The sequence below is a fragment of the Klebsiella sp. Q11 genome (assembly GCF_964241505.1).
GTDB classification, from domain to species: Bacteria; Pseudomonadota; Gammaproteobacteria; order Enterobacterales; family Enterobacteriaceae; genus Klebsiella; species Klebsiella michiganensis.
Map to the genome: position 1 here is coordinate 115289 of NZ_CAXSXW010000016.1, position 22660 is coordinate 137948.

Annotated in this window: 23 protein-coding genes and 1 pseudogene; 14 read left to right on the forward strand and 10 right to left on the reverse strand. The window is 56.3% G+C overall.

Annotated features, from left to right (window positions below):
- Positions 1-75: 75 nt before the first annotated feature.
- The 5 genes and pseudogenes from msrA (at position 76) to araC (ending at position 6602) form a co-directional block, all read left to right on the forward strand.
- Entirely contained in the window at positions 76-714 is a 639-nt protein-coding gene (gene msrA / locus ACESQ2_RS22900) for a peptide-methionine (S)-S-oxide reductase MsrA (protein WP_014227641.1), read from the forward strand.
- A 184-nt stretch (positions 715-898) separates the two neighbouring features.
- Positions 899-2242, forward strand: coding sequence for a hemolysin family protein (locus ACESQ2_RS22905; protein WP_025107621.1), 1344 nt, complete (start codon positions 899-901; stop codon positions 2240-2242).
- A gap of 196 nt (positions 2243-2438) precedes the next feature.
- Positions 2439-3671, forward strand: a complete 1233-nt coding sequence (locus ACESQ2_RS22910) for an oligosaccharide MFS transporter (protein ID WP_219677740.1) — start codon at positions 2439-2441, stop codon at positions 3669-3671.
- Positions 3672-3689: 18 nt separating this feature from the next.
- Positions 3690-5699: pseudogene (locus ACESQ2_RS22915) on the forward strand (beta-galactosidase).
- 30 nt (positions 5700-5729) lie between these two features.
- Positions 5730-6602, forward strand: coding sequence for an arabinose operon transcriptional regulator AraC (gene araC / locus ACESQ2_RS22920; RefSeq protein WP_009652293.1), 873 nt, complete (start codon positions 5730-5732; stop codon positions 6600-6602).
- A gap of 67 nt (positions 6603-6669) precedes the next feature.
- On the opposite strand, the gene ACESQ2_RS22925 is transcribed toward araC, so the two are convergent.
- Complete coding sequence (locus tag ACESQ2_RS22925) at positions 6670-6876, reverse strand: DUF1107 domain-containing protein (RefSeq protein ID WP_004098023.1); 207 nt, start codon at positions 6874-6876, stop codon at positions 6670-6672.
- Positions 6877-7198: 322 nt separating this feature from the next.
- On the opposite strand from ACESQ2_RS22925, the gene ACESQ2_RS22930 reads away from it, so the two are divergent.
- Positions 7199-7756, forward strand: coding sequence for a YtfJ family protein (locus ACESQ2_RS22930; RefSeq protein ID WP_025107624.1), 558 nt, complete (start codon positions 7199-7201; stop codon positions 7754-7756).
- On the opposite strand, the gene cysQ is transcribed toward ACESQ2_RS22930, so the two are convergent.
- The gene (gene cysQ, locus ACESQ2_RS22935) at positions 7746-8489 is read right to left on the reverse strand and encodes a 3'(2'),5'-bisphosphate nucleotidase CysQ (protein WP_004098019.1); all 744 of its coding nucleotides are present in this window, start codon (positions 8487-8489) and stop codon (positions 7746-7748) included. The genes ACESQ2_RS22930 and cysQ overlap by 11 nt on opposite strands.
- Before the next feature lie 191 nt (positions 8490-8680).
- Here cysQ and ACESQ2_RS22940 point away from each other — a divergent pair, with 191 nt between their 5' ends.
- Positions 8681-10624: a bifunctional 2',3'-cyclic-nucleotide 2'-phosphodiesterase/3'-nucleotidase gene (locus ACESQ2_RS22940; protein ID WP_049069025.1), complete on the forward strand. Its 1944-nt coding sequence runs from the start codon at positions 8681-8683 to the stop codon at positions 10622-10624.
- A gap of 52 nt (positions 10625-10676) precedes the next feature.
- Here the strand turns inward: ACESQ2_RS22940 and ACESQ2_RS22945 are convergent, their stop codons facing one another.
- Positions 10677-11054 carry a helix-turn-helix domain-containing protein gene (locus ACESQ2_RS22945; RefSeq protein WP_004098015.1) on the reverse strand — a complete coding sequence of 126 codons (378 nt, stop codon included), beginning with the start codon at positions 11052-11054 and terminating at the stop codon, positions 10677-10679.
- Positions 11055-11144: 90 nt separating this feature from the next.
- On the opposite strand from ACESQ2_RS22945, the gene ACESQ2_RS22950 reads away from it, so the two are divergent.
- The 4 genes from ACESQ2_RS22950 (at position 11145) to ytfE (ending at position 14690) form a co-directional block, all read left to right on the forward strand.
- Positions 11145-11993, forward strand: a complete 849-nt coding sequence (locus ACESQ2_RS22950; RefSeq protein WP_014227633.1) for an SDR family oxidoreductase — start codon at positions 11145-11147, stop codon at positions 11991-11993.
- An 80-nt stretch (positions 11994-12073) separates the two neighbouring features.
- Complete coding sequence (locus ACESQ2_RS22955; protein ID WP_046876860.1) at positions 12074-12898, forward strand: AraC family transcriptional regulator; 825 nt, start codon at positions 12074-12076, stop codon at positions 12896-12898.
- A 75-nt stretch (positions 12899-12973) separates the two neighbouring features.
- Entirely contained in the window at positions 12974-13945 is a 972-nt protein-coding gene (locus ACESQ2_RS22960) for a DMT family transporter (protein ID WP_004098010.1), read from the forward strand.
- Positions 13946-14027: 82 nt separating this feature from the next.
- Entirely contained in the window at positions 14028-14690 is a 663-nt protein-coding gene (ytfE, locus tag ACESQ2_RS22965) for an iron-sulfur cluster repair protein YtfE (protein WP_014227630.1), read from the forward strand.
- 114 nt (positions 14691-14804) lie between these two features.
- Here the strand turns inward: ytfE and cycA are convergent, their stop codons facing one another.
- On the reverse strand, positions 14805-16208 hold the full coding sequence (cycA, locus tag ACESQ2_RS22970; protein WP_004128150.1) for a D-serine/D-alanine/glycine transporter: 1404 nt from the start codon (positions 16206-16208) through the stop codon (positions 14805-14807).
- 306 nt (positions 16209-16514) lie between these two features.
- Entirely contained in the window at positions 16515-17135 is a 621-nt protein-coding gene (fklB, locus tag ACESQ2_RS22975) for an FKBP-type peptidyl-prolyl cis-trans isomerase (protein WP_004871077.1), read from the reverse strand.
- Positions 17136-17403: 268 nt separating this feature from the next.
- On the opposite strand from fklB, the gene ACESQ2_RS22980 reads away from it, so the two are divergent.
- Positions 17404-18063: a LysM-like peptidoglycan-binding domain-containing protein gene (locus tag ACESQ2_RS22980; RefSeq protein WP_004098005.1), complete on the forward strand. Its 660-nt coding sequence runs from the start codon at positions 17404-17406 to the stop codon at positions 18061-18063.
- 19 nt (positions 18064-18082) lie between these two features.
- Here the strand turns inward: ACESQ2_RS22980 and ACESQ2_RS22985 are convergent, their stop codons facing one another.
- From ACESQ2_RS22985 to rpsF, 5 genes are all read right to left on the reverse strand, one after another.
- On the reverse strand, positions 18083-19033 hold the full coding sequence (locus tag ACESQ2_RS22985; RefSeq protein WP_046876859.1) for a DMT family transporter: 951 nt from the start codon (positions 19031-19033) through the stop codon (positions 18083-18085).
- 146 nt (positions 19034-19179) lie between these two features.
- Positions 19180-19629: a 50S ribosomal protein L9 gene (gene rplI, locus ACESQ2_RS22990; RefSeq protein ID WP_004098003.1), complete on the reverse strand. Its 450-nt coding sequence runs from the start codon at positions 19627-19629 to the stop codon at positions 19180-19182.
- Positions 19630-19670: 41 nt separating this feature from the next.
- Positions 19671-19898, reverse strand: coding sequence for a 30S ribosomal protein S18 (rpsR, locus tag ACESQ2_RS22995; RefSeq protein ID WP_000135199.1), 228 nt, complete (start codon positions 19896-19898; stop codon positions 19671-19673).
- 4 nt (positions 19899-19902) lie between these two features.
- Complete coding sequence (priB, locus tag ACESQ2_RS23000) at positions 19903-20217, reverse strand: primosomal replication protein N (RefSeq protein WP_004098002.1); 315 nt, start codon at positions 20215-20217, stop codon at positions 19903-19905.
- A gap of 5 nt (positions 20218-20222) precedes the next feature.
- Positions 20223-20618, reverse strand: coding sequence for a 30S ribosomal protein S6 (gene rpsF / locus ACESQ2_RS23005; RefSeq protein ID WP_004098001.1), 396 nt, complete (start codon positions 20616-20618; stop codon positions 20223-20225).
- 336 nt (positions 20619-20954) lie between these two features.
- Between rpsF and ACESQ2_RS23010 the strand changes: the two genes are divergently transcribed.
- Positions 20955-21230, forward strand: a complete 276-nt coding sequence (locus ACESQ2_RS23010; RefSeq protein ID WP_004098000.1) for a DUF1471 domain-containing protein — start codon at positions 20955-20957, stop codon at positions 21228-21230.
- A 180-nt stretch (positions 21231-21410) separates the two neighbouring features.
- Complete coding sequence (locus ACESQ2_RS23015; RefSeq protein WP_046876858.1) at positions 21411-22604, forward strand: MFS transporter; 1194 nt, start codon at positions 21411-21413, stop codon at positions 22602-22604.
- Positions 22605-22660 lie beyond the last annotated feature (56 nt).

Genomic DNA, 22660 nt, shown 5'->3' on the forward strand with positions numbered 1-22660 from the left:
TTAAGCGCGTTTATTGTGTTCAAAGACACGCTTGGTTACAACCTTAACCACATTTTCTGTTTTGAGAGGCCCACCGTGAGTCTATTTGATAAAACGCATCTTGTCGCCCAAGCGGACGCGCTGCCGGGACGCAACACGCCGATGCCGGTGGCTACGCTCCACGCCGTCAATGGTCACTCGATGACCAACGTTCCCGCAGGAATGGAAGTCGCTCTGTTTGCTATGGGCTGCTTCTGGGGCGTTGAACGCCTGTTCTGGCAGCTGCCCGGCGTTTATAGCACCGCCGCCGGCTACACCGGCGGCTATACGCCCAACCCGACCTACCGCGAAGTCTGCAGCGGCGAGACCGGCCATGCTGAAGCCGTGCGCGTGGTCTACGATCCGCAGGTTATCAGCTATGAGCAGCTGCTCCAGGTGTTCTGGGAAAATCACGACCCGGCGCAGGGCATGCAGCAGGGTAACGACCGCGGAACGCAGTATCGCTCCGCGATTTATCCGCTAACGCCTGAGCAGAGCGAGGCGGCGAAGGCCAGCCTGGCGCGTTTCCAGGCGGCAATGAATGAAGCCAACGACCCGCGCACTATCACAACCGAGATCGCGACGGCGAAGCCGTTCTACTATGCGGAAGACGATCATCAGCAGTATCTGCATAAAAATCCCTACGGATACTGCGGCATTGGCGGAATTGGGGTTTGTTTGCCGCCGCAGGCCTGATGCGGCTGCACCGTAGGGCAGGCCGCCGGATTGAATAATTTACGCTCTGGCGGCTTTACAGTACCTTACGCTATACTACGCCGTGCTATCGCCGGTCCAGAGCCTTCGGACCGGCTTTTTGTGAATTCCACTTAGCGTTATCCACTTCCCTTCCGAGGATCTGATCTCAACGGTCAGATAAGATATGTTAAACAGTATTTTAGTAATACTTTGTCTGATAGCCGTCAGTGCGTTCTTTTCGATATCGGAAATCTCGCTGGCCGCATCACGTAAAATCAAACTCAAGCTGCTGGCCGATGACGGCAACATCAACGCTCAACGCGTGCTGAAGATGCAGGAAAACCCCGGGATGTTCTTTACCGTGGTGCAAATCGGCCTCAACGCGGTAGCGATTCTCGGCGGTATCGTCGGCGATGCGGCATTTTCGCCGGCGTTTAACAGCCTCTTTAGCCGCTATATGTCCCCGGAGCTCTCCGAGCAGCTGAGCTTTATTATCTCCTTTACCCTGGTCACCAGCCTGTTCATTCTGTTTGCTGACCTGACTCCGAAACGCATCGGTATGATCGCGCCTGAAGCCGTCGCTTTACGCATCATCAACCCGATGCGCTTCTGCCTGTTTCTCTTCCGCCCGCTGGTGTGGTTGTTTAACGGCATGGCAAACAATATCTTCCGCCTGTTCAAAATTCCGATGGTGCGTAAAGACGACATTACCTCCGATGATATTTACGCCGTGGTGGAAGCCGGCGCGCTGGCAGGGGTGCTGCGTAAGCAGGAGCATGAGCTGATTGAGAACGTGTTCGAACTGGAATCGCGCACCGTGCCTTCATCGATGACCTCGCGTGAAAACGTCATCTGGTTCGATCTTCACGAAGATGAACAGAGCCTGAAGAATAAGGTCGCGGAGCATCCGCACTCCAAGTTCCTGGTCTGTAATGAAGATATCGACCACATCATCGGCTACGTTGACTCCAAAGACCTGCTGAACCGCGTGCTGGCAAACCAGAGTCTGGTGCTGACCGGCGGCGTGCAGATTCGCAATACGCTGATTGTCCCGGATACCCTGACGCTGTCTGAAGCGCTGGAAAGCTTTAAAACCGCCGGTGAAGACTTCGCCGTGATCATGAACGAATATGCGCTGGTGGTCGGGATTATCACCCTGAACGACGTGATGACCACCCTGATGGGCGACCTCGTCGGCCAGGGGCTGGAAGAGCAGATCGTCGCGCGCGATGAAAACTCCTGGCTCATTGACGGCGGAACGCCGATCGACGACGTGATGCGGGTGCTGGATATCGATGATTTCCCGCAGTCCGGCAATTACGAGACCATCGGCGGCTTTATGATGTTTATGCTGCGTAAAATTCCCAAGCGCACCGACGCGGTGAAATTCTCCGGCTATAAGTTCGAAGTGGTGGATATCGACAACTACCGCATCGATCAGCTGCTGGTGACCCGTATCGACAATAAGCCGACGGTGCTGGTGCCCAAGCTGCCGGATGCGGCCAACAGCGATAAAGAGTCAGCGTAAAACCGTTGACGAACCGACAAGGCGGATGAAAATCCGCCTTTTTTATTGTCCGAATGTGAGGCTGCTCACGCCCCTCGGGCAATAGCAGATTTTTACTGCTCCACAGCGAAACGTTCATGACTCCCCTCTGCGCAAAAAGGTAACTTTGCTCGCGTCTACACGATCATATTCCTGAATAAAGGAAGCGAGGGTTACCATGATAGAATCAAATAAAAACTACTATATAAGCTGTCTGTTCTTCCTGTTCTTCTTTATTGGCTGGGGATGCTGCTATCCTTATTTATCATTGTGGTTAACGGAAACCATCGGCATTAATTACACTGACGTCGGTCTGGTTTATTCCTTTACCGCGATTATTGCCGTTTGCGTTCAACCACTATTCGGTTTTATATCCGACAGGCTGGTCTATCGTAAAAACCTGATGTGGCTGCTGGCCATCATTATTACCCTCTTTGCCCCCTACTGGATCTACGTCTTTGCGCCATTATTAAAAGTTAACGTTTTTCTCGGGGCGCTGGCGGGCGGCATCTATATTGGCATGGCCTATGGCGCAGGCTGCGGTATTTGCGAAGCTTACATTGATAAAGTCAGCCGCGCTTCCGGTTTTGAGTTTGGTCGCGCCAGAATGTTTGGCGGCATTGGCGCGGCTATCGGCACCTTCGCGGCAGGCAAGCTCTACGGGATCGACCAGAACATGATTTTCTGGCTGGCCAGCGGTGCCGGCGTATGCCTGCTGGTCATTGTCTGGAAAATGCAGATTAGCGCGAATAAACAAGGCGCGATACACAGTAGTAAAGCCTCGCCGGTCACCCTGAGCGACGCCACCTCGCTGCTGAAAATGAAGAAATTCTGGTTCTTCGCGATCTACACGATCGGCGTCGGCGCGGTATATGAAACCTACGACCAGCAGTTCGCCATCTATTACAGCCACTTCTTTGAGAGCAAAGCGCGCGGCGCGGAAGTCTTCGGCTATTTAACCACAGGTCAGATTTTCCTTGATGCGGTGGTGATGTTTTTCGCCCCATGGTTCGTGAATAAAATCGGCCCGAAAAATGCTCTGCTGTACTGCGGAATGATTATGAGTCTGCGCATTATCGGCTCGGCCTGGGCTATCGGTCCGGTGTCCATTAGCCTGATTAAACTGCTGCACGGTTTTGAAAGCTCGGTATTACTCGTCGCCGCGCTGAAATATATTACGGCCAACTTCAACCCGCTGCTTTCGGCCACGGTTTATTTAATCGGCTTCCAGTTTTCGAAAAGCTTTAGCTCTATTTTCCTTTCTACCGGCATCGGTCATATGTACCAGAGCATGGGCTTTACCAGCAGCTATATCGTGCTCGGCAGCATCGCCCTGTGCTTTACCCTGATTTCATTTATTACGCTGGACAAAGCGCGCGCTTTTGCCCCGCAGCCGGCGCCCGCGCATTAATTTAAGGAGGTAACCTGTATGTCTGATTTATTTTATGGCGTGGCCTATTACGATGAATATATGCCGGAAGATCGGCTGGCGAAAGATATCGCCTTAATGCAGGAAACGGGCATTAACGTGGTGCGGATTGCCGAATCGACCTGGAGTACGCTGGAGCCCCGGGAGGGCGAATATAACTTCTACCATATCGACCGGGTGCTGAATGCCATGCATAAAGCGGGGATCGCGGTGATTATCGGCACGCCAACCTACGCCGTCCCGGCCTGGCTGGCGGCGAAGCACCCGGATATTCTGGTCACTACCGTCAACGGGCAGCAAAAATATGGCCCGCGCCAGATTATGGATATCGTCAACCCGACCTTTCGCCGCTATGCCGAAAAGATTATCCGTACGCTAATGGCGCACGTGCAGCACCATCCGGCGATTATTGGCTGGCAGCTGGATAACGAAACCAAGCATTACGATAATATCGGCCGCCATATGCAGGAGGGTTTTGTACGCAGCCTGCAGGAAAAATACCCCGACCTTGACCAGTTGAATAACGATTTTGGTCTGGACTACTGGAGCAACCGCATCGATAGCTGGCAGGATTTTCCGCCGGTCGAAAACACTATCAACGCCAGCCTCGCCTGCGCGTTCTCCCGCTACCAGCGCCAGCAGGTGACGGAGTATCTCGCCTGGCAGGCGGAGATCGTGCGCTAATATGCCCAGCCGCATCAGTTCGTCACCCACAACTTCGATTTTGAATGGCGCGGCTACTCCTACGGCGTGCAGCCGCGAGTTGACCATTTTGCGGCGGCGCAGACGCTGGATATTGCCGGAGTCGATATCTATCATCCGAGCCAGAAACACCTGACCGGGCGAGAAATCGCGTTTGGCGGCGCCATTACGCGTTCGCTAAAGCAGGGTAAGAATTACTTCGTGCTGGAAACCCAGGCGCAGGGCTTTGCCCAGTGGACACCTTATCCGGGCCAGCTGCGCCTGCAGGCTTTTAGCCACGTGGCATCGGGGGCGGCGATGGTCTCTTACTGGCACTGGCATTCGATTCATAACGCGTTCGAGACCTACTGGAAGGGGCTGTTAAGCCACGACTTCTCGCGCAACGCGACCTGGCAGGAGGCCACCACTATCGGGGCTGACTTTGCCCGCCTGTCGCCGCAGCTGGCGGAGCTGAAGGCAGAAAACGACGTCGCGCTGCTGATAAGCAATGAGGCGATGGACGCCCTTAACCAGTTCCGTCCCGGCGACGCGCAGGGCAATATTTATAACGATATTTTCCGCCGCTTCCACGATGCGCTGTACGACCACAATATCAGCCTCGATATTATCCACGACGTTAACGAGGAAACCGCGCGCTACCGCGCGCTGATCGTACCCGGACTCTACGCCGCCGATGATGGCCTGCTGACGCGCATCAACCGCTATATTGAGCAGGGCGGCAGAGCGCTGATCGGCTTTAAATCAGGCTTTAGCGATGAAAACGTGAAGGTGCGCAGCGGCGCGCAGCCGGGAATTTTGCGCGAGAGCTGCGGCGTGAGCTACAGTCAATTCACCCTGCCGGAAGAAACCACGGTAAGCGCCTGCAGCGCGGACATTGATTGCCGTCAAGACAATCAGGCCGAGCTGTGGATGGAGCTGCTGACGCCGGACGCCGGTACCCGTACGCTACTGCGCTATCAGCATCCGGCATGGGGCGACCATGCCGCCGCCACCGAGGCGGATTACGCTCAGGGTCGGGCGATTTACGTTGGCTTCCTGCCGCAGAAAACGCTGATTAGCCAGCTGTTCGATCGGCTGACCGCAGGACTGGAGCTGCGTTCACGTACATCGGCCTACCGCTATCCGCTGGTGGTCAAAAAGATGCGCAACCGCGACGGCAACAGCATCCACTTCCTGTTCAACTACTCCGGCGAACCGCAGGCGTTTATCAGCGAGACATCGGGCAACGCGCTGTTGAGCGGGGAAAAAGTTAGCTGCGGCCAGCCGTTGCGCCTCAAAGCATGGGAATTTACTATCATCGAAAGTTAAGCGGGCGGCGGCGCTCGGGCGGGAGAAACGATGGAACTGGATATCAATGAGCTACTGAACTTCTCGCCATTGATGAAGACCTTTACCTTCAACGCCTGGGTCGTCGCCGGCTTTACCCCCATCACCCGCGGCTCAAAGCTGGACTACTACATAAACCGCCCGCAGGGGATGAAAGGTTACATCATCAATCTGACGCTGCGCGGCCAGGCGCGCGCGAAAGCGGGAGACGGCTCCCTTCTGTGTCGTGAAAACGATCTGCTGCTCTTCCCGCCCGGCGTTCCGCACCATTACGGACGGGACGAACACAGCGAATACTGGGATCATTTATGGATCTACTTCATCCCCCGGCCCTACTGGATAGACTGGCTAAAATGGGATCAAACGACCCACGGCATTGGTAAAACCACGGTCAACGATCCTGAGCAGTTGCAGAGTCTGCGCGATCTGTTCTATGAAGTTATCCGCCACCACTCCGCTTCCGCCCCGCTATCGGAGGCGCTGGCGATGAATGCGCTGGAGCGCCTGATCCTGAACTGCTTTCAGCAACAGCCGATCAGCAACCGCCACGCCCACGACCCGCGGATTAACGCCGTGTGCGACTATCTTAACGAACATATTGCCCAGGAGATGAAGATCGAGACCCTGGCGGCGATGGTTTTTCTCTCCCCTTCGCGGCTGGCGCATTTGTTCAAAAATGAGCTGGGGCAAACGGTTTACGCCTGGCGCGAGGCGCAGCGCATCAACCGCGCGAGGTGGCTGATCCAGAGCACCTCCCTGCCGCTTAACAAAATCGCCCTGTCGGTAGGTTACGGAGACCCGGTCTATTTCACACGCATTTTCCGTAAACATAACGGCATTCCCCCGGGCGAGTACCGTAAACGCTATGCGGAAATGAAGGGATAGGTCCAGAAACATCAACGGCTCCCTTAGGGAGCCGCCTTTTTACCGTGTAGTCATACCTCTTTTCAGGTTATGCCATCTCTGTTTGCAGACGGCTCACCTGGCGGTTGACTTCAGACATCACTGACAAATGCAGCTTGTCCTTAACCTTCGGGATAAGGATTTTGCCCTTATCAAACTCAAAAGCGCCAACGTCCTTGATATACAAACGTCCACGGAACAGGATCTTCACGTACTTCGCTACTTGTAGCGGGTTGTAGCGTTGGAAAATTTTCATTGTTGTCTCCTGCCAGGGTTACGCTCCTGTGGTGCCACAGTTAGCCCACGTACCGGAATCGCAAATTTTAATGCCCTGAAACTATAGTCCAGAATCTGAGTGATACCCAGTTTGTATAAGTTTATTTACCTTATGATGACAATAATTCAGAGTTTTCGTTTCAGGCATCCGATGAAGGTAGTATAAGTCGCCGATTTTAGACGGAATTGTGCGTCAACACGCAAACTGGCACCATCATTGCGGGTAATGCCCATAAATCGCACTTATGATTAAAGCAGACCAAGTGGTCGGATCACCTGCACAGATAATAAAAGGAAACACCATGACCCTACGTAGATTACTGGCCGTTTCATGTCTCCTGTTCCCGCTGATGGCGTCGGCGCATAACTTTGTCGATGGCCAGCGCGTTGCGCCGGTCGGCGTCGCGGATCGGGGGGAGCTGGTACTGAGCAACGATAAGTTTAGCTATAAAAGCTGGAATAGCGCGCAGCTGGTGGGGAAAGTGCGCGTCGTGCAGCATATTGCCGGGCGCTCGTCGGCAAAAGAAAAAAACGCGACCCTGATTGAAGCGATTAAAAGCGCGAAGCTCCCGCACGATCGCTATCAAACCACCACAATCGTCAATACCGATGACGCTATCCCGGGTTCAGGCATGTTTGTCCGCAGCAGTATTGAGAGCAACAAGCAGCTCTACCCCTGGTCGCAGTTTATCGTCGACAGCAACGGTGTGGTCCGCAAAGCGTGGCAGCTTAATGAAGAGAGTTCGGCCATCGTGGTGCTGGATAAAGATGGCCGCGTACAGTGGGCTAAAGACGGCGCGCTTAGCCAGGAAGAGGTGCAGCAGGTGGTTGCCCTGCTGCACAAGCTGCTCAATAAATAGAGACCCGGAAGCCGGGGTTGAGGAACGATTCACGCGGCGTGTAATCAAGGGTACGCCCCTGCCAGTCGTGAACGTGCGCCCCGGCGGCGCTGGCGACCGCATGACCGGCCGCGGTGTCCCAGGTGGAGGTCGGCCCGAAGCGCGGATAAAGCTGGGCCTGCCCTTCGGCGACCAGACAGAACTTCAGCGATGAACCGATTGAGGTGGTCTGGTGTTCGCCAAGCTGCTCCAGATACTCCTGCAGCTCCGGGTCATTGCCGTGGGAGCGGCTAATCACCACCAGCGGCGGACGCGCATCGCGGACCTGAATCTGCTTGCGAACGCCGCACTCCTCTTTCCACGCTTTGCCCTTTTCCGCGCTGTACATCACCTTCATCACCGGCGCGTAGACCACGCCAAGGATCGGCTTCCCGTTTTCAATCAAGGCGATATTGACGGTAAACTCGCCGTTGCGCTTGATAAACTCTTTGGTGCCGTCCAGCGGGTCCACCAGCCAGTAGCGCTGCCAGTGCTGGCGCACCTCCCAGGCCGGCGGGTCCTCTTCCGACAGAACCGGAATATCGGGCGTCAGCGCCAGCAGGCCGCTGATAATCACCTTGTGCGCCGCAATATCCGCGGCCGTGACCGGAGAATCGTCCTTCTTGCTGGCAACGTCCATCGGCTGTTTTCCATCGTAAACTTCCATGATGGCATCGCCTGCGTTCCGTGCTAGCTGACATACTTGTTCTAACATTCTCCACCTCGTCTGGTTACAGTGGCGTTAACTCGTTGTTTTATTTATATCGCATCATTGTGAGTTCCGCTATCTGTGATAACGATGGCGGTTTCCTTCACCGCTTTTCTGGCATGATTCACATTTCTGTAAGCAACAGAATGTAAATACATTTTCTTCTGTGCCATTGCTCATAAAAAAGGACGCCACTGATGATTAAGTTTAGCGCAACGCTGCTGGCCACGCTGATCGCCGCCAGCGTAAATGCGGCGACGGTCGATTTGCGGATCATGGAAACCACCGATCTGCACAGTAATATGATGGACTTTGACTATTACAAAGACAGCGCCACGGAAAAATTTGGCCTGGTGCGCACCGCAACCCTGATTGAGAAAGCGCGCCAGGAAGCCAAAAACAGCGTGCTGGTCGATAACGGCGACGTTATTCAGGGCAGCCCGCTGGGCGACTATATGGCGGCGAAGGGACTGAAAGAAGGTGATGTTCACCCGGTCTACAAGGCGATGAATACCCTGGATTATGTCGTAGGTAACCTCGGCAACCACGAGTTTAACTACGGGCTCGACTTCCTGCACAAAGCGCTGGCCGGGGCAAAATTCCCCTACGTGAACGCCAATATTATTGACGCCAAAACCGGCCAACCGATGTTTACGCCTTATCTGATTCAGGATACCCAGGTACAGGATAGCGACGGCAAAACGCAGACCCTGCGCATTGGCTATATCGGCTTCGTACCGCCGCAGATTATGACCTGGGATAAAGCTAATCTCAGCGGCAAAGTCACCGTCAACGACATTACCGCCACCGCACGCAAGTTTGTCCCGGAAATGCGTGAGAAAGGCGCGGACGTGGTGGTGGTCATTGCCCACTCCGGCCTTTCCGCCGACCCGTATCAGGCCATGGCGGAGAACTCCGTTTACTATTTAAGCCAGGTGCCTGGGGTTGATGCCATTATGTTCGGCCACGCGCACGCCGTCTTCCCGAGCAAAGATTTTGCCGGTATCAAAGGCGCGGATATCGCGAAAGGTACGCTGAACGGAGTACCGGCAGTGATGCCGGGCATGTGGGGCGATCACCTTGGGGTGGTCGATCTGGTTCTGAACAACGACAGCGGTAAATGGCAGGTCAGCGCAGCGAAAGCCGAAGCGCGACCGATCTACGACTCGGTGGCGAAGAAATCGCTGGCGGCAGAAGACAGCAACATGGTGGCGGTACTAAAAGCCGACCATGACGCCACCCGCGAGTTTGTCGGCAAACCGATTGGTCAATCCTCGGACAATATGTACAGCTATCTGGCGCTGGTGCAGGACGATCCGACCGTGCAGGTGGTCAATATGGCCCAGAAGGCCTACGTTGAGCACTATATTCAGGGCGACCCGGATCTGGCGAAACTACCGGTACTCTCCGCCGCCGCGCCGTTTAAAGTCGGCGGACGCAAAAATGACCCCGCCAGCTTTGTTGAAGTGGAAAAAGGGCAGCTCACCTTCCGCAACGCCGCCGACCTCTACCTGTATCCCAACACCCTGGTGGTGATGAAAGTCAGCGGTAAAGAGGTTAAAGAGTGGCTGGAGTGCTCCGCCGGGCAGTTCAATCAGATTGACCCCGGCAGCAGCAAGCCGCAGTCGCTGATTAACTGGGACGGCTTTCGCACCTACAACTTCGATGTCATCGATGGCGTGAACTACCAGATCGATATCACCCAGCCGGCGCGCTATGACGGCGAATGTCAGCCCGTTAATCCGCAGGCCGAGCGAATTAAAAACCTGACCTTTAACGGCAAGCCAATCGATCCGAACGCCACTTTCCTCGTCGCCACCAATAACTACCGCGCTTACGGCGGTAAATTCCAGGGCACCGGCGAGGATCATATCGCGTTCGCCTCGCCGGATGAAAACCGCTCGGTGCTGGCGGCGTGGATTGGCGCGGAGTCGAAGAAAAACGGCGAGATCCATCCGGCCGCGGATAACAACTGGCGCCTGGCGCCGATCCACAGCACCGTACCGCTGGATATTCGCTTTGAAACCTCACCGGGCGATAAGGCCGCGGCGTTTATCAAAGAGAAAGCGCAATACCCGATGCGCCAGGTGGCTACCGACGATATCGGCTTTGCCATTTATCAGCTGGATTTGAGTAAATAATTGCCGGTTCCCCGGTTGTGCTGCGCTTACCGGGGCTATCCTGACATCACCCTCAGGCTACCTGTTCGTGGTTCGCCAGAACCGCGGGCAGGTTCAGCTCAATCCAGTCCGCCAGCGCCGCCACCTTCTCGCTCACCTGCTCACCGAGCGGAGTCAGACTATATTCAACGTGCGGCGGTACCACCGGGTACGACACGCGGTTAAGAAAGCCATCCTGCTCCAGCGCCTGGAGCGACTGGGCCAGCATCTTTTCGCTGACGCCGCCGATCTTACGCCGCAGATCGCTAAACCGATGGGTGCCATCGCGCAGGGACACCAAAATCAGTACGCCCCAGCGGCTGGTCACGTGCTTGAGCACTTCCCGCGAGGGGCACTGTTCGGCAAACAGGTTGCCGTTGCGTAGCTGCTCGCTCAGCGTCAGATTCGCCATATTCATACTTACCTTTTTGTACGTACTTACTAAAAGTTAGTTAAGGTGTTAGCTTACCACAACTGCCAATGAACACGAAGGAGAAGACCTATGATCGCAATTACCGGCGCAACCGGCCAGCTTGGCCAGCACGTCCTGGAAAATCTGTTAACTACCGTCCCCGCAGGCCAGGTTGTGGCTATCGTGCGCAACCCGGCGAAGGCTGAATCGCTGAGCCAAAAGGGCGTAGTGGTTCGTCAGGCCGACTACAGCGATGAAGCCGCGCTGACCGCCGCCCTGCAGGGCGTGGACAAACTGCTGCTGATCTCGTCCAGCGAAGTTGGCCAGCGCGCCGTCCAGCACCGCAACGTGATTAACGCGGCGAAAGCCGCCGGCGTGAAATTTATCGCCTACACCAGCCTGCTGCACGCCGATACCTCCCCGCTGGGGCTGGCGGATGAGCATATCGCCACCGAGAAAATGCTCGCCGACTCCGGCATTGCGTATGCCCTGCTGCGCAACGGCTGGTACACCGAAAACTACCTTGCCAGCGCGCCGCCGTCGATTGAACATGGCGTATTTATCGGCGCGGCCGGTAACGGCAAAATCGCCTCCGCCACCCGCGCGGACTACGCCGCCGCCGCCGCTCGCGTTATCGCCGAAGAGGGCCATGCCGGAAAAGTGTACGAGCTGGCGGGCGATGAAGCGTGGACCCTCAGCGAACTTGCCGCTGAGCTGAGCAAACAAAGCGGTAAAAACGTGGTGTATCAAAACCTCAGCGAAGCCGACTTCGCCGCCGCGCTGAAGGGCGTAGGCCTGCCCGCTGGCCTGGCTGACATGCTGGCGGATTCTGATACCGGCGCGTCCAAAGGCGGTCTGTTCGACGATAGCCGCACCCTGAGTAAGCTCATCGGTCGCCCAACCACGACGCTGGCAGAGAGCGTCAAAGGCATTCTGTAACTGTTACATAGTGGTTAATTTTTGTAGCATCCCGGCGGACCATCCTCAATAATAAAAGGATGTCCGTCGGGAGTTATCGCATGCAAGGCGTACCAGAACAGTTCAGTGATGAAAGAGACAGCGCGCGCTTTCGCCATCTGGCGCAGCTGCCCGGCGTTGAGCTGTACCATGCCCATATCTCCCGCTACGCCTTTGAACCGCACACCCATGAAGCCTTTGGTATCGGCGCGATCGAGCTCGGCGCCGAGCGTTTTCGCTATCGCGGCAGCCAGCACGTGGCTTCGGTTAACTCGATCGTCACCATGAACCCCGATGAGCTGCACACCGGCGAGGCGGAGACCACCGACGGCTGGCGCTATCGGATGATTTATCTCGACCCGGATACGCTGGAAGAGGTGACCGGCGAACGCCACTGGTGGTTCAGCGAGGTGGTTCGCCAGGATCCGCTGCGCTCCCGGCAAATCGGCAATCTTATCTATGGCCTGTGGCATACCGACGATCCGCTGGCGCAGCAGGGCCTGCTGCTGGATCTCATCGATACCTTCCGTCCGTTTGCCCATCACGCCGCTGCGCTGCCCGAGGCCCGCCACCGCTTCGAGCGGGTACGCGACTATCTGCACGACAACTATATGCGTACGGTCACCCTCGATGAGCTGGCGCAGGTGGCGGCGCTGAGCCCATACCATTTTCAACGCCAGTTCAAAGCGCACTTTCACGTCACGCCGCACCAGATGCTGATGGCGATTCGCCTGTGGCGCGCCAAAGCGTTTCTCACCCACGGCATGCCCGCCGCCGACGTTGCTCTCGCCGCCGGGCTGACCGACCAGTCGCACCTGACGCGCGCGTTCACCCGCCGCTACGGCATTACGCCGGTACGTTATCAAAAGCAGGTTCTCCCGCGCTAATGCGCAACCTCATACAATATTCCCGCTTTTGCCTCGCCTACACTGTCGCCAACGAAAAGAGTAATGGAAGGCGTGATGATTAGTGGTGTGCTGTACGCCCTGCTGGCAGGGCTGATGTGGGGATTGATATTCGTGGGTCCTTTACTGGTGCCGGAATACCCGGCGGTTTTACAGTCGATGGGGCGCTATCTGGCGCTGGGGCTGATCGCCCTGCCGCTGGCCTGGCTGGGCCGCGCGCGGCTGCGCCAGCTCACCGGGAAAGACTGGTGGACGGCGCTGGGGCTGACCATGATGGGCAACTTAATCTATTACGTCTGCCTGGCCAGCGCGATTCAGCGTACCGGCGCGCCGGTATCGACGATGATTATCGGCACCCTGCCGGTCGTGCTGCCGGTTTTCGCCAACCTGCTCTATAGCCAGCGCGACGGCAAGCTGCCGTGGCGACGCCTGTTCCCGGCGCTGGTCTGTATTGCCCTCGGCCTGGCGTGCGTCAATATCGCCGAGCTGCATCAGGGCTTACCCGATTTCAGCCCGTGGCGCTACGGCTCCGGTATCGCGCTGGCGCTGATCTCGGTGGTGTGCTGGGCCTGGTACGCGCTGCGCAACGCCCGCTGGCTGCGGGAAAATCCGGATAAACCGCCGATGATGTGGGCCACCGCGCAGGCGCTGGTGACCCTGCCGGTATCCCTGGCCGGATACCTTATCGCCTGCGGGTGGCTGCACGGCCAGCACGCGGACTTTCCGCTCCCCTTCGGCCCGCGCCCGGCGGTGTTTGTCACCCTGATGCTGGCGATCGCTATCTTCTGTTCATGGGTCGGCGCGTGGTGCTGGAACGTTGCCAGCCAGCGTCTGCCAACGGTGATCCTCGGGCCGCTGATCGTCTTCGAAACCCTTGCCGGACTGCTGTATACCTTTATTCTGCGCCAGAGCCTGCCCCCGCTTCTCACCTTCAGCGGTATCCTGCTGCTGGTGCTCGGCGTGGTGTCCGCCGTGCGTGCCCGCCCGGAAAAGCCCGCGCTGCAGGAGCTGGTCAGCGAGAAAAAATAGCCTGGTATCCTAAAGGGGTATTCCCAGGAACATAAGATGCATTTAAAATACAACTTATATTCTTGATGACGAGGTAACTGCTATGGCTTTCCGTGACCAACCTTTAGGCGAGCTGGCGCTGACGATTCCGCGCGCCTCCGCGCTGTTCCGTCAATACGATATGGACTACTGCTGCGGCGGCAAACAGACGCTGGAGCGCGCGGCGTCGCGCAAAGAGCTGGACGTCGCGGTGATTGAAGCCGAGCTGGCCAAACTGGCGGAAGAGCCGGTAGAGCGCGACTGGCGGGCTGCGCCCTATGCGGAAATCATCGATCACATTATCGTTCGCTATCACGACCGGCATCGCGAGCAGCTGCCGGAGCTGATTTTACAGGCCACTAAAGTCGAGCGCGTTCACGCCGACAAACCCAACGTTCCGAAAGGCTTAACCAAGTATCTGACCATGCTGCACCAGGAGCTTTCCAGCCATATGATGAAAGAGGAGCAGATTCTGTTCCCGATGATCAAACAGGGCATGGGAACGCAGGCCGGCGGTCCTATCAGCGTCATGGAAAGCGAGCATGATGAAGCGGGCGAGCTGCTGGAGGTGATTAAGCACATCACGCAGAACGTGACGCCGCCGGCGGAAGCCTGCACTACCTGGAAAGCGATGTACAACGGCATCAACGAGCTGATTGATGACCTGATGGAGCACATCAGCCTTGAAAATAACGTACTGTTCCCGCGTGCCCTCGCCGGAAAGTAAATAAAAAGGCGCCCGCAGGCGCCCTCGACATTGTCAGTCTTATTGGCCACCCCGGGTGGCCTTTTTTATGACGGACCGTTGCAAGCAACGTTAAAAACCGCTGCCGAAGATTTTTTATTTCGCCAGGCGCTTCTTGCCGGCAAACAGCCAGCCCGCGCCGAGCAGCACAAACCACAGCGGGGTCACCATCAGCGCTTCGCGGGTATCGGCTTCCAGCGTCAGCAGGACCAGCACAAAGACGAAGAATGCCATGCACACCCAGCACATCAGTTTGCCCAGCGGCATCTTATATTTGGACTGCTCATGCAGCTGCGGACGCTTTCTGCGATAGGCCAAATACGAGCACAGGATAATCGTCCAGACGAACATAAACAGAATCGCCGACACCGTGGTAATCATGGTAAACGCCGCGATCACGCTTGGATTGACCATCAGCATGACCACGCCGCCCAGCAGACACATACAGGAGAAGGTCAGGCCTTTCGCCGGTACCGCGCGCTTCGACAGCTTGGCGAACATTTTCGGCGCCTGTCCGTCCTGCGCCAGACCGAACAGCATACGGCTGGTGGAGAACACGCCGCTGTTAGCGGAAGAGGCCGCCGAGGTCAGCACCACGAAGTTGATCAGGCTTGCCGCCGCCGGCAGCCCGACCAGCACAAACAGCTCAACGAACGGGCTCTTTGACGGCACGACGGAGCTCCACGGCGTCACTGACATAATCACGATCAGCGCAAAGACGTAGAACATAATGATGCGGATTGGAATCGAGTTAATCGCCCGCGGCAGGGATTTCTCAGGATCTTTCGTTTCCGCCGCCGTGGTTCCCACCAGTTCGATGCCCACAAAGGCGAATACCGCTATCTGGAAGCCGGCAAAGAATCCGCTGATGCCTTTCGGGAACCAGCCGCCGTCATTCCACAGATGGGCGAAAGAGGCCTCTACGCCGGTCGGTGACTGGAAGTGCATCATCACCATCACCAGGCCGACGACAATCAGCGCCACGATAGCGACAATTTTGATCATCGCAAACCAGAACTCCATCTCGCCGAACATCTTCACGGTGGCGAGGTTAAGACCCAGCAGCAGCAGGATGACCGCCAGCGAGGCGACCCAGTCGGAGAGTCCCGGGAACCAGAACTGCGCGTAGGCGGTGATCGCCACCACGTCCGCCATCCCGGTTACCACCCAGCAGAACCAGTAGGTCCAGCCGGTAAAATAGCCTGCCCAGGGGCCCAGCAGGTCGGCGGCAAAATCGCTGAACGACTTGTATTCGAGATTCGACAGCAGCAGTTCGCCCATGGCGCGCATGACGAAAAACAGCATAAAGCCGATGATCATATAAACAAAAATAATTGACGGCCCGGCAAGGCTGATGGTTTTGCCTGAGCCCATAAACAGCCCGGTGCCAATCGCACCACCGATAGCAATAAGCTGAATATGCCGGTTAGTGAGATTTCGCCGCAGCGATTGTTCAGTCGGAGCCTGTTCGTCGGCAGCGACTTTTACCTGATCTACCATGTGATTTTTTCCTGTTGTACCTGTCTGTGTTGTTCGGGCTCTACTGGCCCTTCATTCGTATTAACCCCGGAACGAGGGTTTATCGATATTAGGTAAGAATCGGAGGGATGAATACTATGATTTAGATATAATGTTAATTTTATGTTTAAAGTGAGTGTTATATCACTACGGTTACGCGAAACAGCTCACAAAAATACACCCATTAAGCAGATATGCAATATAAAGCTCCACCAAACGCTCAACTTAAGGGTTTTACACTATTTAAAGCGGCCCCCTCCCCCGTACGGGAGAGGAAGCACCTGCTGTTTAGATAATATCCAGCAGTTCAACTTCAAAAATCAGGGTGCTGAACGGAGGAATGGATGCGCCCGCGCCGCGCTCGCCGTAGGCCAGGCTGTGCGGAATCGTCAGTTCCCATTTGGAACCCACCGGCATCAGCGTCAGCGCTTCAATCCAGCCGCCGATCACTCCGGTCACCGGGAATTCAGCCGGTTCGCCGCGCGCAACGGAGCTATCGAAGACGGTGCCGTCGATCAGCTTGCCGGTGTAGTGAACGCGAACGCGGTCAGTACGCGCCGGGATCGGGCCTTCGCCCTGGGTCAGAACGCGGAACTGCAGGCCAGACTCGGTGCTGTTCACGCCTTCGCGCTCGCGGTTTTCTTCCAGGTATTTCTCACCATCCGCGGCCATTTCCTGGAAACGCTCGCGACGCACGGCGTCAGCGCGTTCGTGGATTTCGCGCAGCGCGCGGTGAACGGCTTCCACCGGCACCTGCGGCTGTTGACCTTCCAGCGCGTCAGCAATACCCGCGACCAGCGCTTCCGGCAGCAGCCCCTGCAGGCCAGATTCGCTCAGCTGTTGTCCAACCTGCAAGCCGATACCGTAACTTGCCTGTGCTTCGATCGTGTCAAAAGTTGGGGTTGCCATCTTTGTTCCTTTTTTGGTGGGGATTCTCATGCTCCCGGGCCTTCAAATTGCGAAAGGCGGCGAGCGGAGAAAAGAGGTGGGAAGCATATCAGCCATAGCACGACGGGTAAAACTTTGTCGCCTGGATGATGACAAATCTAAGGGAAACAGAAACAATAGAGAGATAAGGTTAACCTCACGAAACATAGCTTTGTCTCGTCCTTCAGGAAGTTAGCCATCTATACTCTAGAGAGAGCAGGATAAAAATATGCGGAGCAGGAGGAAAGCCATGCCCGGGCGCTTTGAACTGACATCTACCCTGGCGAAGATCTGGCACGCCCCGGATCATTTTCGCCTCATGGATCCGCTACCGCCGATGCACCGCCGCGGCATCATTGCCGGGGCGCTGCTGGTAATTATCGGCGTTCTGCTCCCTTCCGAGGATAACAGCAGCCCGGTTCAGGCCAGCCGCGAGGCGAATCTCAACCTGCAATCCCAGTCGCAGCCCTCTTCCGGCAATCAGGCGGTCCCGCTGCCGCCCATCACCAACACGCCGCCGGTCAACGATGCCGATCAGGTGGCGCCGGTCGCGCCGGAGCCGATTCAGGATGAGCAGCCGGATCAGCCGCAGCAGCAGACCGCATCTCAGCCTTATCAGGAGCCGCAGTCGACTCCCGGCATCGAGCAGCAGTGGCGGACCTACCGTATTGAATCGGGGAAAACTCTCGCGCAGCTGTTCCGCGACCACAACCTGCCGCCGACCGACGTTTACGCCATGGCCCAGGTGGAAGGCGCCGGTAAACCGCTAAGCTCACTGCAGACCGGGCAGACGGTCCAGATCCGTCAGAACGCCAGCGGCGTGGTCACCGGGCTGACTATCGATACCGGCGGCGGCCAGCAGGTGCTGTTTACCCGCCAGTCGAACGGCAGCTTTATTCGCGTCCGTTAAGGCCTCACGGCCGGGTAGCTTACCCGGCCTGCTGTGGCGATTTCCCGGATGTTGTCCCCGGCTTATTCACCCACCAGATCCCGGCGCACACCAGCGCCAGCGCAACCGCATATTTCAGTTCAAGAATATTCTCGCCGAGGAAGATGGCCGACAGCACGGTGCCGGCAACCGGGACCACAAAGTTAAACGGCGCAATCATGCTCACCCGGTTATGCTTGAGCAGCACGCTCCATAGAGCAAAGGCGATGGAAGAGAGCAGCGTCAAATAAGCCAGAACCAGCGCAGCAGCGGCGCTGTGAACCTCAAGGGTGCCGCCGGTCAGATAGCCGCCGCCGACCAGTACCAGGCCGCCAAACGCCAGCTGCCAGCCGGTCATCACCGTCGGGTCAACCGTCTGCGAAATGCGCTTCCCGTACAGCGTCGCCGCCGACAGGATAAACGCCGCCAGCACCACAAAGCCGTCACCCTGCCAGACAAAGCTAAAATCGCTCAATGAACGATTAACGTTGACCAGCATCACGCCGGCAAAGCCGACAATACAGCCGATGGCTTTGTTGTAGCTCAGCCTGTCATTCTGATAGATAAAGTGCGCCAGCAGAACGCTGAAGAAGGTACCGGTGGCGTTCATAATCGATCCCTTCACGCCGGTGGTAAACGCCAGGCCAACGTAGAAGAAAACGTACTGGATAGACGTTTGCGTGACGCCCAGTATCGCCAGTTGCCCGCACTGACGGGGATTCAAGCGGGCAATCGGCTTACGCTGCACCAGCGCGAAGAGCAGCAGCAGCGCGCCGGCAAACAGAAAGCGATAGCCAGCAAAGACGATTTTAGACGGCACATCATCAGTGGCAATCTGAAACAGTTCATAGCCGCTTTTAATCGCCGGATAGGAGCTTCCCCACAGCAGACAGCAGAGGGTTGCGCAGGCATAAGCCACTTTCTTGCGGGAAAAAATCGAGGGTGCGTCCATTCACTTCACCAGAAATAAAATAGTGTTTTATTTTATTATCCAGAAAGTTGCTAAGAATAGCCACCATACCAGGAAAAGATTCGACAAAGACAGAAAAGCAAAACGCCGGCACAAGGCCGGCGTCTCGACGTGAGTTGAGTAAAAAATTACTCAGCTACAACGTTAACAACCAGTTTAGCGAAAACTTCGCTGTGAACCTGGAAGTCCACTTCGTGCTCACCGGTGGTGCGCAGAACGCCGTTCGGCAGACGAACTTCGCTCTTAGCAACGGCAACGCCAGCTGCAGTTACAGCGTCAGCGATGTCGCGAGTACCGATGGAACCGAACAGTTTACCTTCGTCGCCAGATTTAGACGCGATGGTAACGGTGCCCAGTGCGTTGATTGCTTCAGCACGTGCGTTAGCAGCGCCCAGAACTTCAGCCAGTTTGGCTTCCAGTTCAGCACGGCGTGCTTCGAAGAATTCAACGTTTTTCTTGGTAGCAGGAACAGCTTTACCCTGTGGTACCAGGAAGTTACGAGCATAGCCCGCTTTAACGTTAACCTGATCACCCAGGCTACCCAGGTTTGCTACTTTATCAAGCAGAATAACTTGCATTACCTTATCCTCTCAAAGTCGTATTAATGGACCGTGACCGATTACTGATGACGATCAGTGTACGGCAGCAGGGACAGGTAGCGAGCGCGTTTGATAGCGCGTGCCAGCTGACGCTGATATTTTGCACGGGTACCGGTGATACGGCTCGGGACAATCTTACCGCTTTCGGTGATGTAGTTTTTCAGCGTAGCGATATCTTTATAGTCGATCTCTTGAACGCCTTCCGCGGTGAAACGGCAGAACTTGCGACGACGGAAATAACGTGCCATATGGCTAGTCTCCAGAATCTATCAATTCAATCTGCTCGGCATGCAGAACCATTTTGCTCAAGCCGTTCTTTGCCTTGTGGCAAGAGATGAACCCTCGAACGATTACTGCGCTACCGACCGTTATACTGTGAGTAATGGCCTGGTTCTGGTGTCCGCTGATTATCACGGGCATCTGGCACCATGCCTGCCGGTGAAAACCGGCTTCCTCCTGCACTGAACGATGCTCAAGCACGAACTGGCAGTGTGGAATTCCTGACGGGCTGACCTTACGAAGTGGAGTCCTGCATACAATGCCGGACAGCTCCAGACGGTTGGTCATCAGGATTACTCTTCAGAATCCCCAGCTTCAGAATCATCTGCGGTTTCGTTGGCGAAATCTTCGCGACGCTCACGGCGCTCGTCTTTCGCTTTAACCATCGGAGATGCTTCGGTAACAGCGTGCTTAGTACGCATTACCATGCTGCGGATAACGGCGTCGTTGAAGCGGAAGTTAGTTTCCAGCTCATCGATCGCTTCCTGCGGCGCTTCAACGTTCAGCAGAACGTAGTGAGCTTTGTGCAGTTTGTTGATCGGATAAGCCAGCTGACGGCGGCCCCAGTCTTCCAGACGGTGGATCGTACCTTCTGCTGCAGTGATTGCACCAGTGTAACGTTCGATCATGCCCGGAACCTGTTCGCTCTGGTCAGGATGGACCATAAAAACGATTTCGTAATGACGCATCGAATTGCTCCTTACGGATTATTCAGCCTCCTGTCTGGGTCAGCCGCGGCCCATGGAGGCAAGGAACGTGTTAAAGGGCGGCTGAAAAATTGACGCGTCATAATACGGGCGAGCGGGGTTTAAGACAAGTGAATTGTGCAAATAATTCGCACTAAGCGCGAAGTGGCCTTAAGCCAGTGATTTAAAATTAATCAACGACGGAAGCGACAATTTTTTGAACAACTGCATCAGAAATGGTCGCGATACGCCAGACAGGCAGAGATTACACTTAGATCAGAAGCAATCCATACCCCAGGGAAGCGGGTGAACGTCAGGAGCGTCATAAGGAGGTAGGTGATGAAATACATCCTCATAACCATGATGGCAGCGCTTTTGTTGAGCGCCAACGCGCTGGCTGCTATTAAAATCGATGCCCGCCAGGCCCGCAACATGGACGATGTGCAGAGCCTCGGCGTTATCTATATCAACCACAACATCGCCACCGAGCAGGAAGCCGACCAGGCGCTTAGCCAGCAGAGCGATGCTCAGGGAGCGAAGTACTTCCAGCCGATCCTCATTCATGAACCGGGAAGCGACGGCGCCATTCACGCCAGTGCCGCCATTTACCGCTAGTTTTCCCGGATCGTTGGCTTCTTCCCGTTGCAGGGGGAAGCCAACGATGGCATTGCCCGGCGGTCATACCCGCACAATCGCGCCTTAATGCAATTGAGAATTATTTTTTCTCGTGACTTATCAGCGCCAGCGTAACCTGATTTAATCACTCTTTAACCGCATAATTATCCGGAGTGCTTCATGGTTCCGCGTTTTGCCACGCTAAGCCGTATCCCAAAAGGGGTTTGGGTTCTTGGCGGCGTTAGCCTGCTGATGGATGTTTCCTCGGAAATGATCCACAGCCTGCTCCCTCTATTTATGGCCACCACGCTGGGAGCCAGCGTCATTATTATCGGCATTATCGAAGGCGTCGCGGAAGCCACCGCGCTGATACTGAAGGTGTTTTCCGGCGTCATCAGCGATTATGTCGGCAAGCGTAAAGGGCTGGCGCTGCTCGGCTATGGCCTGGGTGCGCTGAGCAAGCCTCTTTTCGCCATCGCGCCCACCTCAGGCGTGGTGTTTAGCGCCCGGATGATCGACCGCGTGGGCAAAGGGATACGCGGCGCGCCGCGGGATGCGCTGGTCGCCGACGTCACCCCGCCGGAAATTCGCGGAGCCGCCTACGGGCTGCGCCAGTCGCTGGATACCATCGGCGCTTTTCTGGGGCCGCTGCTTGCCGTCGCGCTGATGTTTGTCTGGGATAACGATTTCCAGTCTATTTTTTGGGTCGCGGCGATCCCCGCCGTTCTCTCTATCGCTTTACTGGGCTTTGGATTAAAAGAGCCCAGGACGGCGGTCGTCCAGAAACGCACTAACCCCCTGCGCCGCGAGAATCTCAAGAAGCTTTCCGCCGCCTACTGGTGGGTGGTGGCTATCGGCTCGATTTTTACCCTTGCCCGCTTCAGCGAAGCCTTTCTGGTCCTGCGCGCCCAGCAGATGGCGATCCCGCTGTTCGCTATTCCGCTGGTGATGGTCGCCATGAATCTGGTTTACAGCCTGACCGCCTATCCATTCGGGAAACTATCGGACAGCATGAGCCACAGCAGAATGCTGCAGTGGGGCCTGCTGGTGCTGATCGCCGCCGATATCGTGCTGGCGCTCAGCAGCCACTGGAGCACGCTTTTAGCCGGCGTCGCGCTGTGGGGTATTCATATGGGCATGACGCAGGGTCTGCTGGCGGCGATGGTGGCGCACACCGCGCCGCCTGAACTGCGCGGAACAGCGTTCGGGATGTTCAACCTGATGAGCGGCATCGCCCTGCTGCTGGCCAGCGCCGGTGCGGGCGTGCTGTGGGAAGTTCTGGGCGCCGCCTCGACGTTTTACGCCGGCGCGATAATCTGCGTCGTGACGCTGGTTGGCATGCGCTGCATGCCGTCGGCTTATCAGCAAAACTAAAAATGGCTCCGGAGCAGACCGGTTGATTCATCATAAAGATGAAATGCTCCGGAGCT

What these genes read in the sequence shown, in the direction of transcription:
- ACESQ2_RS22905 (WP_025107621.1), top strand. Translation starts at nt 899, where the DNA reads ATGTTAAACAGTATTTTAGTAATACTTTGTCTGATAGCCGTCAGTGCG.
- cycA (WP_004128150.1), bottom strand. Translation starts at nt 16,208, where the DNA reads ATGGTAGATCAGGTAAAAGTCGCTGCCGACGAACAGGCTCCGACTGAA.
- ACESQ2_RS22950 (WP_014227633.1), top strand. Translation starts at nt 11,145, where the DNA reads ATGATCGCAATTACCGGCGCAACCGGCCAGCTTGGCCAGCACGTCCTG.
- fklB (WP_004871077.1), bottom strand. Translation starts at nt 17,135, where the DNA reads ATGGCAACCCCAACTTTTGACACGATCGAAGCACAGGCAAGTTACGGT.
- ACESQ2_RS22940 (WP_049069025.1), top strand. Translation starts at nt 8,681, where the DNA reads ATGATTAAGTTTAGCGCAACGCTGCTGGCCACGCTGATCGCCGCCAGC.
- araC (WP_009652293.1), top strand. Translation starts at nt 5,730, where the DNA reads ATGGAACTGGATATCAATGAGCTACTGAACTTCTCGCCATTGATGAAG.
- ACESQ2_RS22925 (WP_004098023.1), bottom strand. Translation starts at nt 6,876, where the DNA reads ATGAAAATTTTCCAACGCTACAACCCGCTACAAGTAGCGAAGTACGTG.
- ACESQ2_RS22955 (WP_046876860.1), top strand. Translation starts at nt 12,074, where the DNA reads ATGCAAGGCGTACCAGAACAGTTCAGTGATGAAAGAGACAGCGCGCGC.
- ACESQ2_RS22985 (WP_046876859.1), bottom strand. Translation starts at nt 19,033, where the DNA reads ATGGACGCACCCTCGATTTTTTCCCGCAAGAAAGTGGCTTATGCCTGC.
- ACESQ2_RS22910 (WP_219677740.1), top strand. Translation starts at nt 2,439, where the DNA reads ATGATAGAATCAAATAAAAACTACTATATAAGCTGTCTGTTCTTCCTG.
- ACESQ2_RS22930 (WP_025107624.1), top strand. Translation starts at nt 7,199, where the DNA reads ATGACCCTACGTAGATTACTGGCCGTTTCATGTCTCCTGTTCCCGCTG.
- ACESQ2_RS23010 (WP_004098000.1), top strand. Translation starts at nt 20,955, where the DNA reads ATGAAATACATCCTCATAACCATGATGGCAGCGCTTTTGTTGAGCGCC.
- ACESQ2_RS22980 (WP_004098005.1), top strand. Translation starts at nt 17,404, where the DNA reads ATGCCCGGGCGCTTTGAACTGACATCTACCCTGGCGAAGATCTGGCAC.
- rpsF (WP_004098001.1), bottom strand. Translation starts at nt 20,618, where the DNA reads ATGCGTCATTACGAAATCGTTTTTATGGTCCATCCTGACCAGAGCGAA.
- cysQ (WP_004098019.1), bottom strand. Translation starts at nt 8,489, where the DNA reads ATGTTAGAACAAGTATGTCAGCTAGCACGGAACGCAGGCGATGCCATC.
- ACESQ2_RS23015 (WP_046876858.1), top strand. Translation starts at nt 21,411, where the DNA reads ATGGTTCCGCGTTTTGCCACGCTAAGCCGTATCCCAAAAGGGGTTTGG.
- rpsR (WP_000135199.1), bottom strand. Translation starts at nt 19,898, where the DNA reads ATGGCACGTTATTTCCGTCGTCGCAAGTTCTGCCGTTTCACCGCGGAA.
- priB (WP_004098002.1), bottom strand. Translation starts at nt 20,217, where the DNA reads ATGACCAACCGTCTGGAGCTGTCCGGCATTGTATGCAGGACTCCACTT.
- rplI (WP_004098003.1), bottom strand. Translation starts at nt 19,629, where the DNA reads ATGCAAGTTATTCTGCTTGATAAAGTAGCAAACCTGGGTAGCCTGGGT.
- ytfE (WP_014227630.1), top strand. Translation starts at nt 14,028, where the DNA reads ATGGCTTTCCGTGACCAACCTTTAGGCGAGCTGGCGCTGACGATTCCG.
- ACESQ2_RS22960 (WP_004098010.1), top strand. Translation starts at nt 12,974, where the DNA reads ATGATTAGTGGTGTGCTGTACGCCCTGCTGGCAGGGCTGATGTGGGGA.
- ACESQ2_RS22945 (WP_004098015.1), bottom strand. Translation starts at nt 11,054, where the DNA reads ATGGCGAATCTGACGCTGAGCGAGCAGCTACGCAACGGCAACCTGTTT.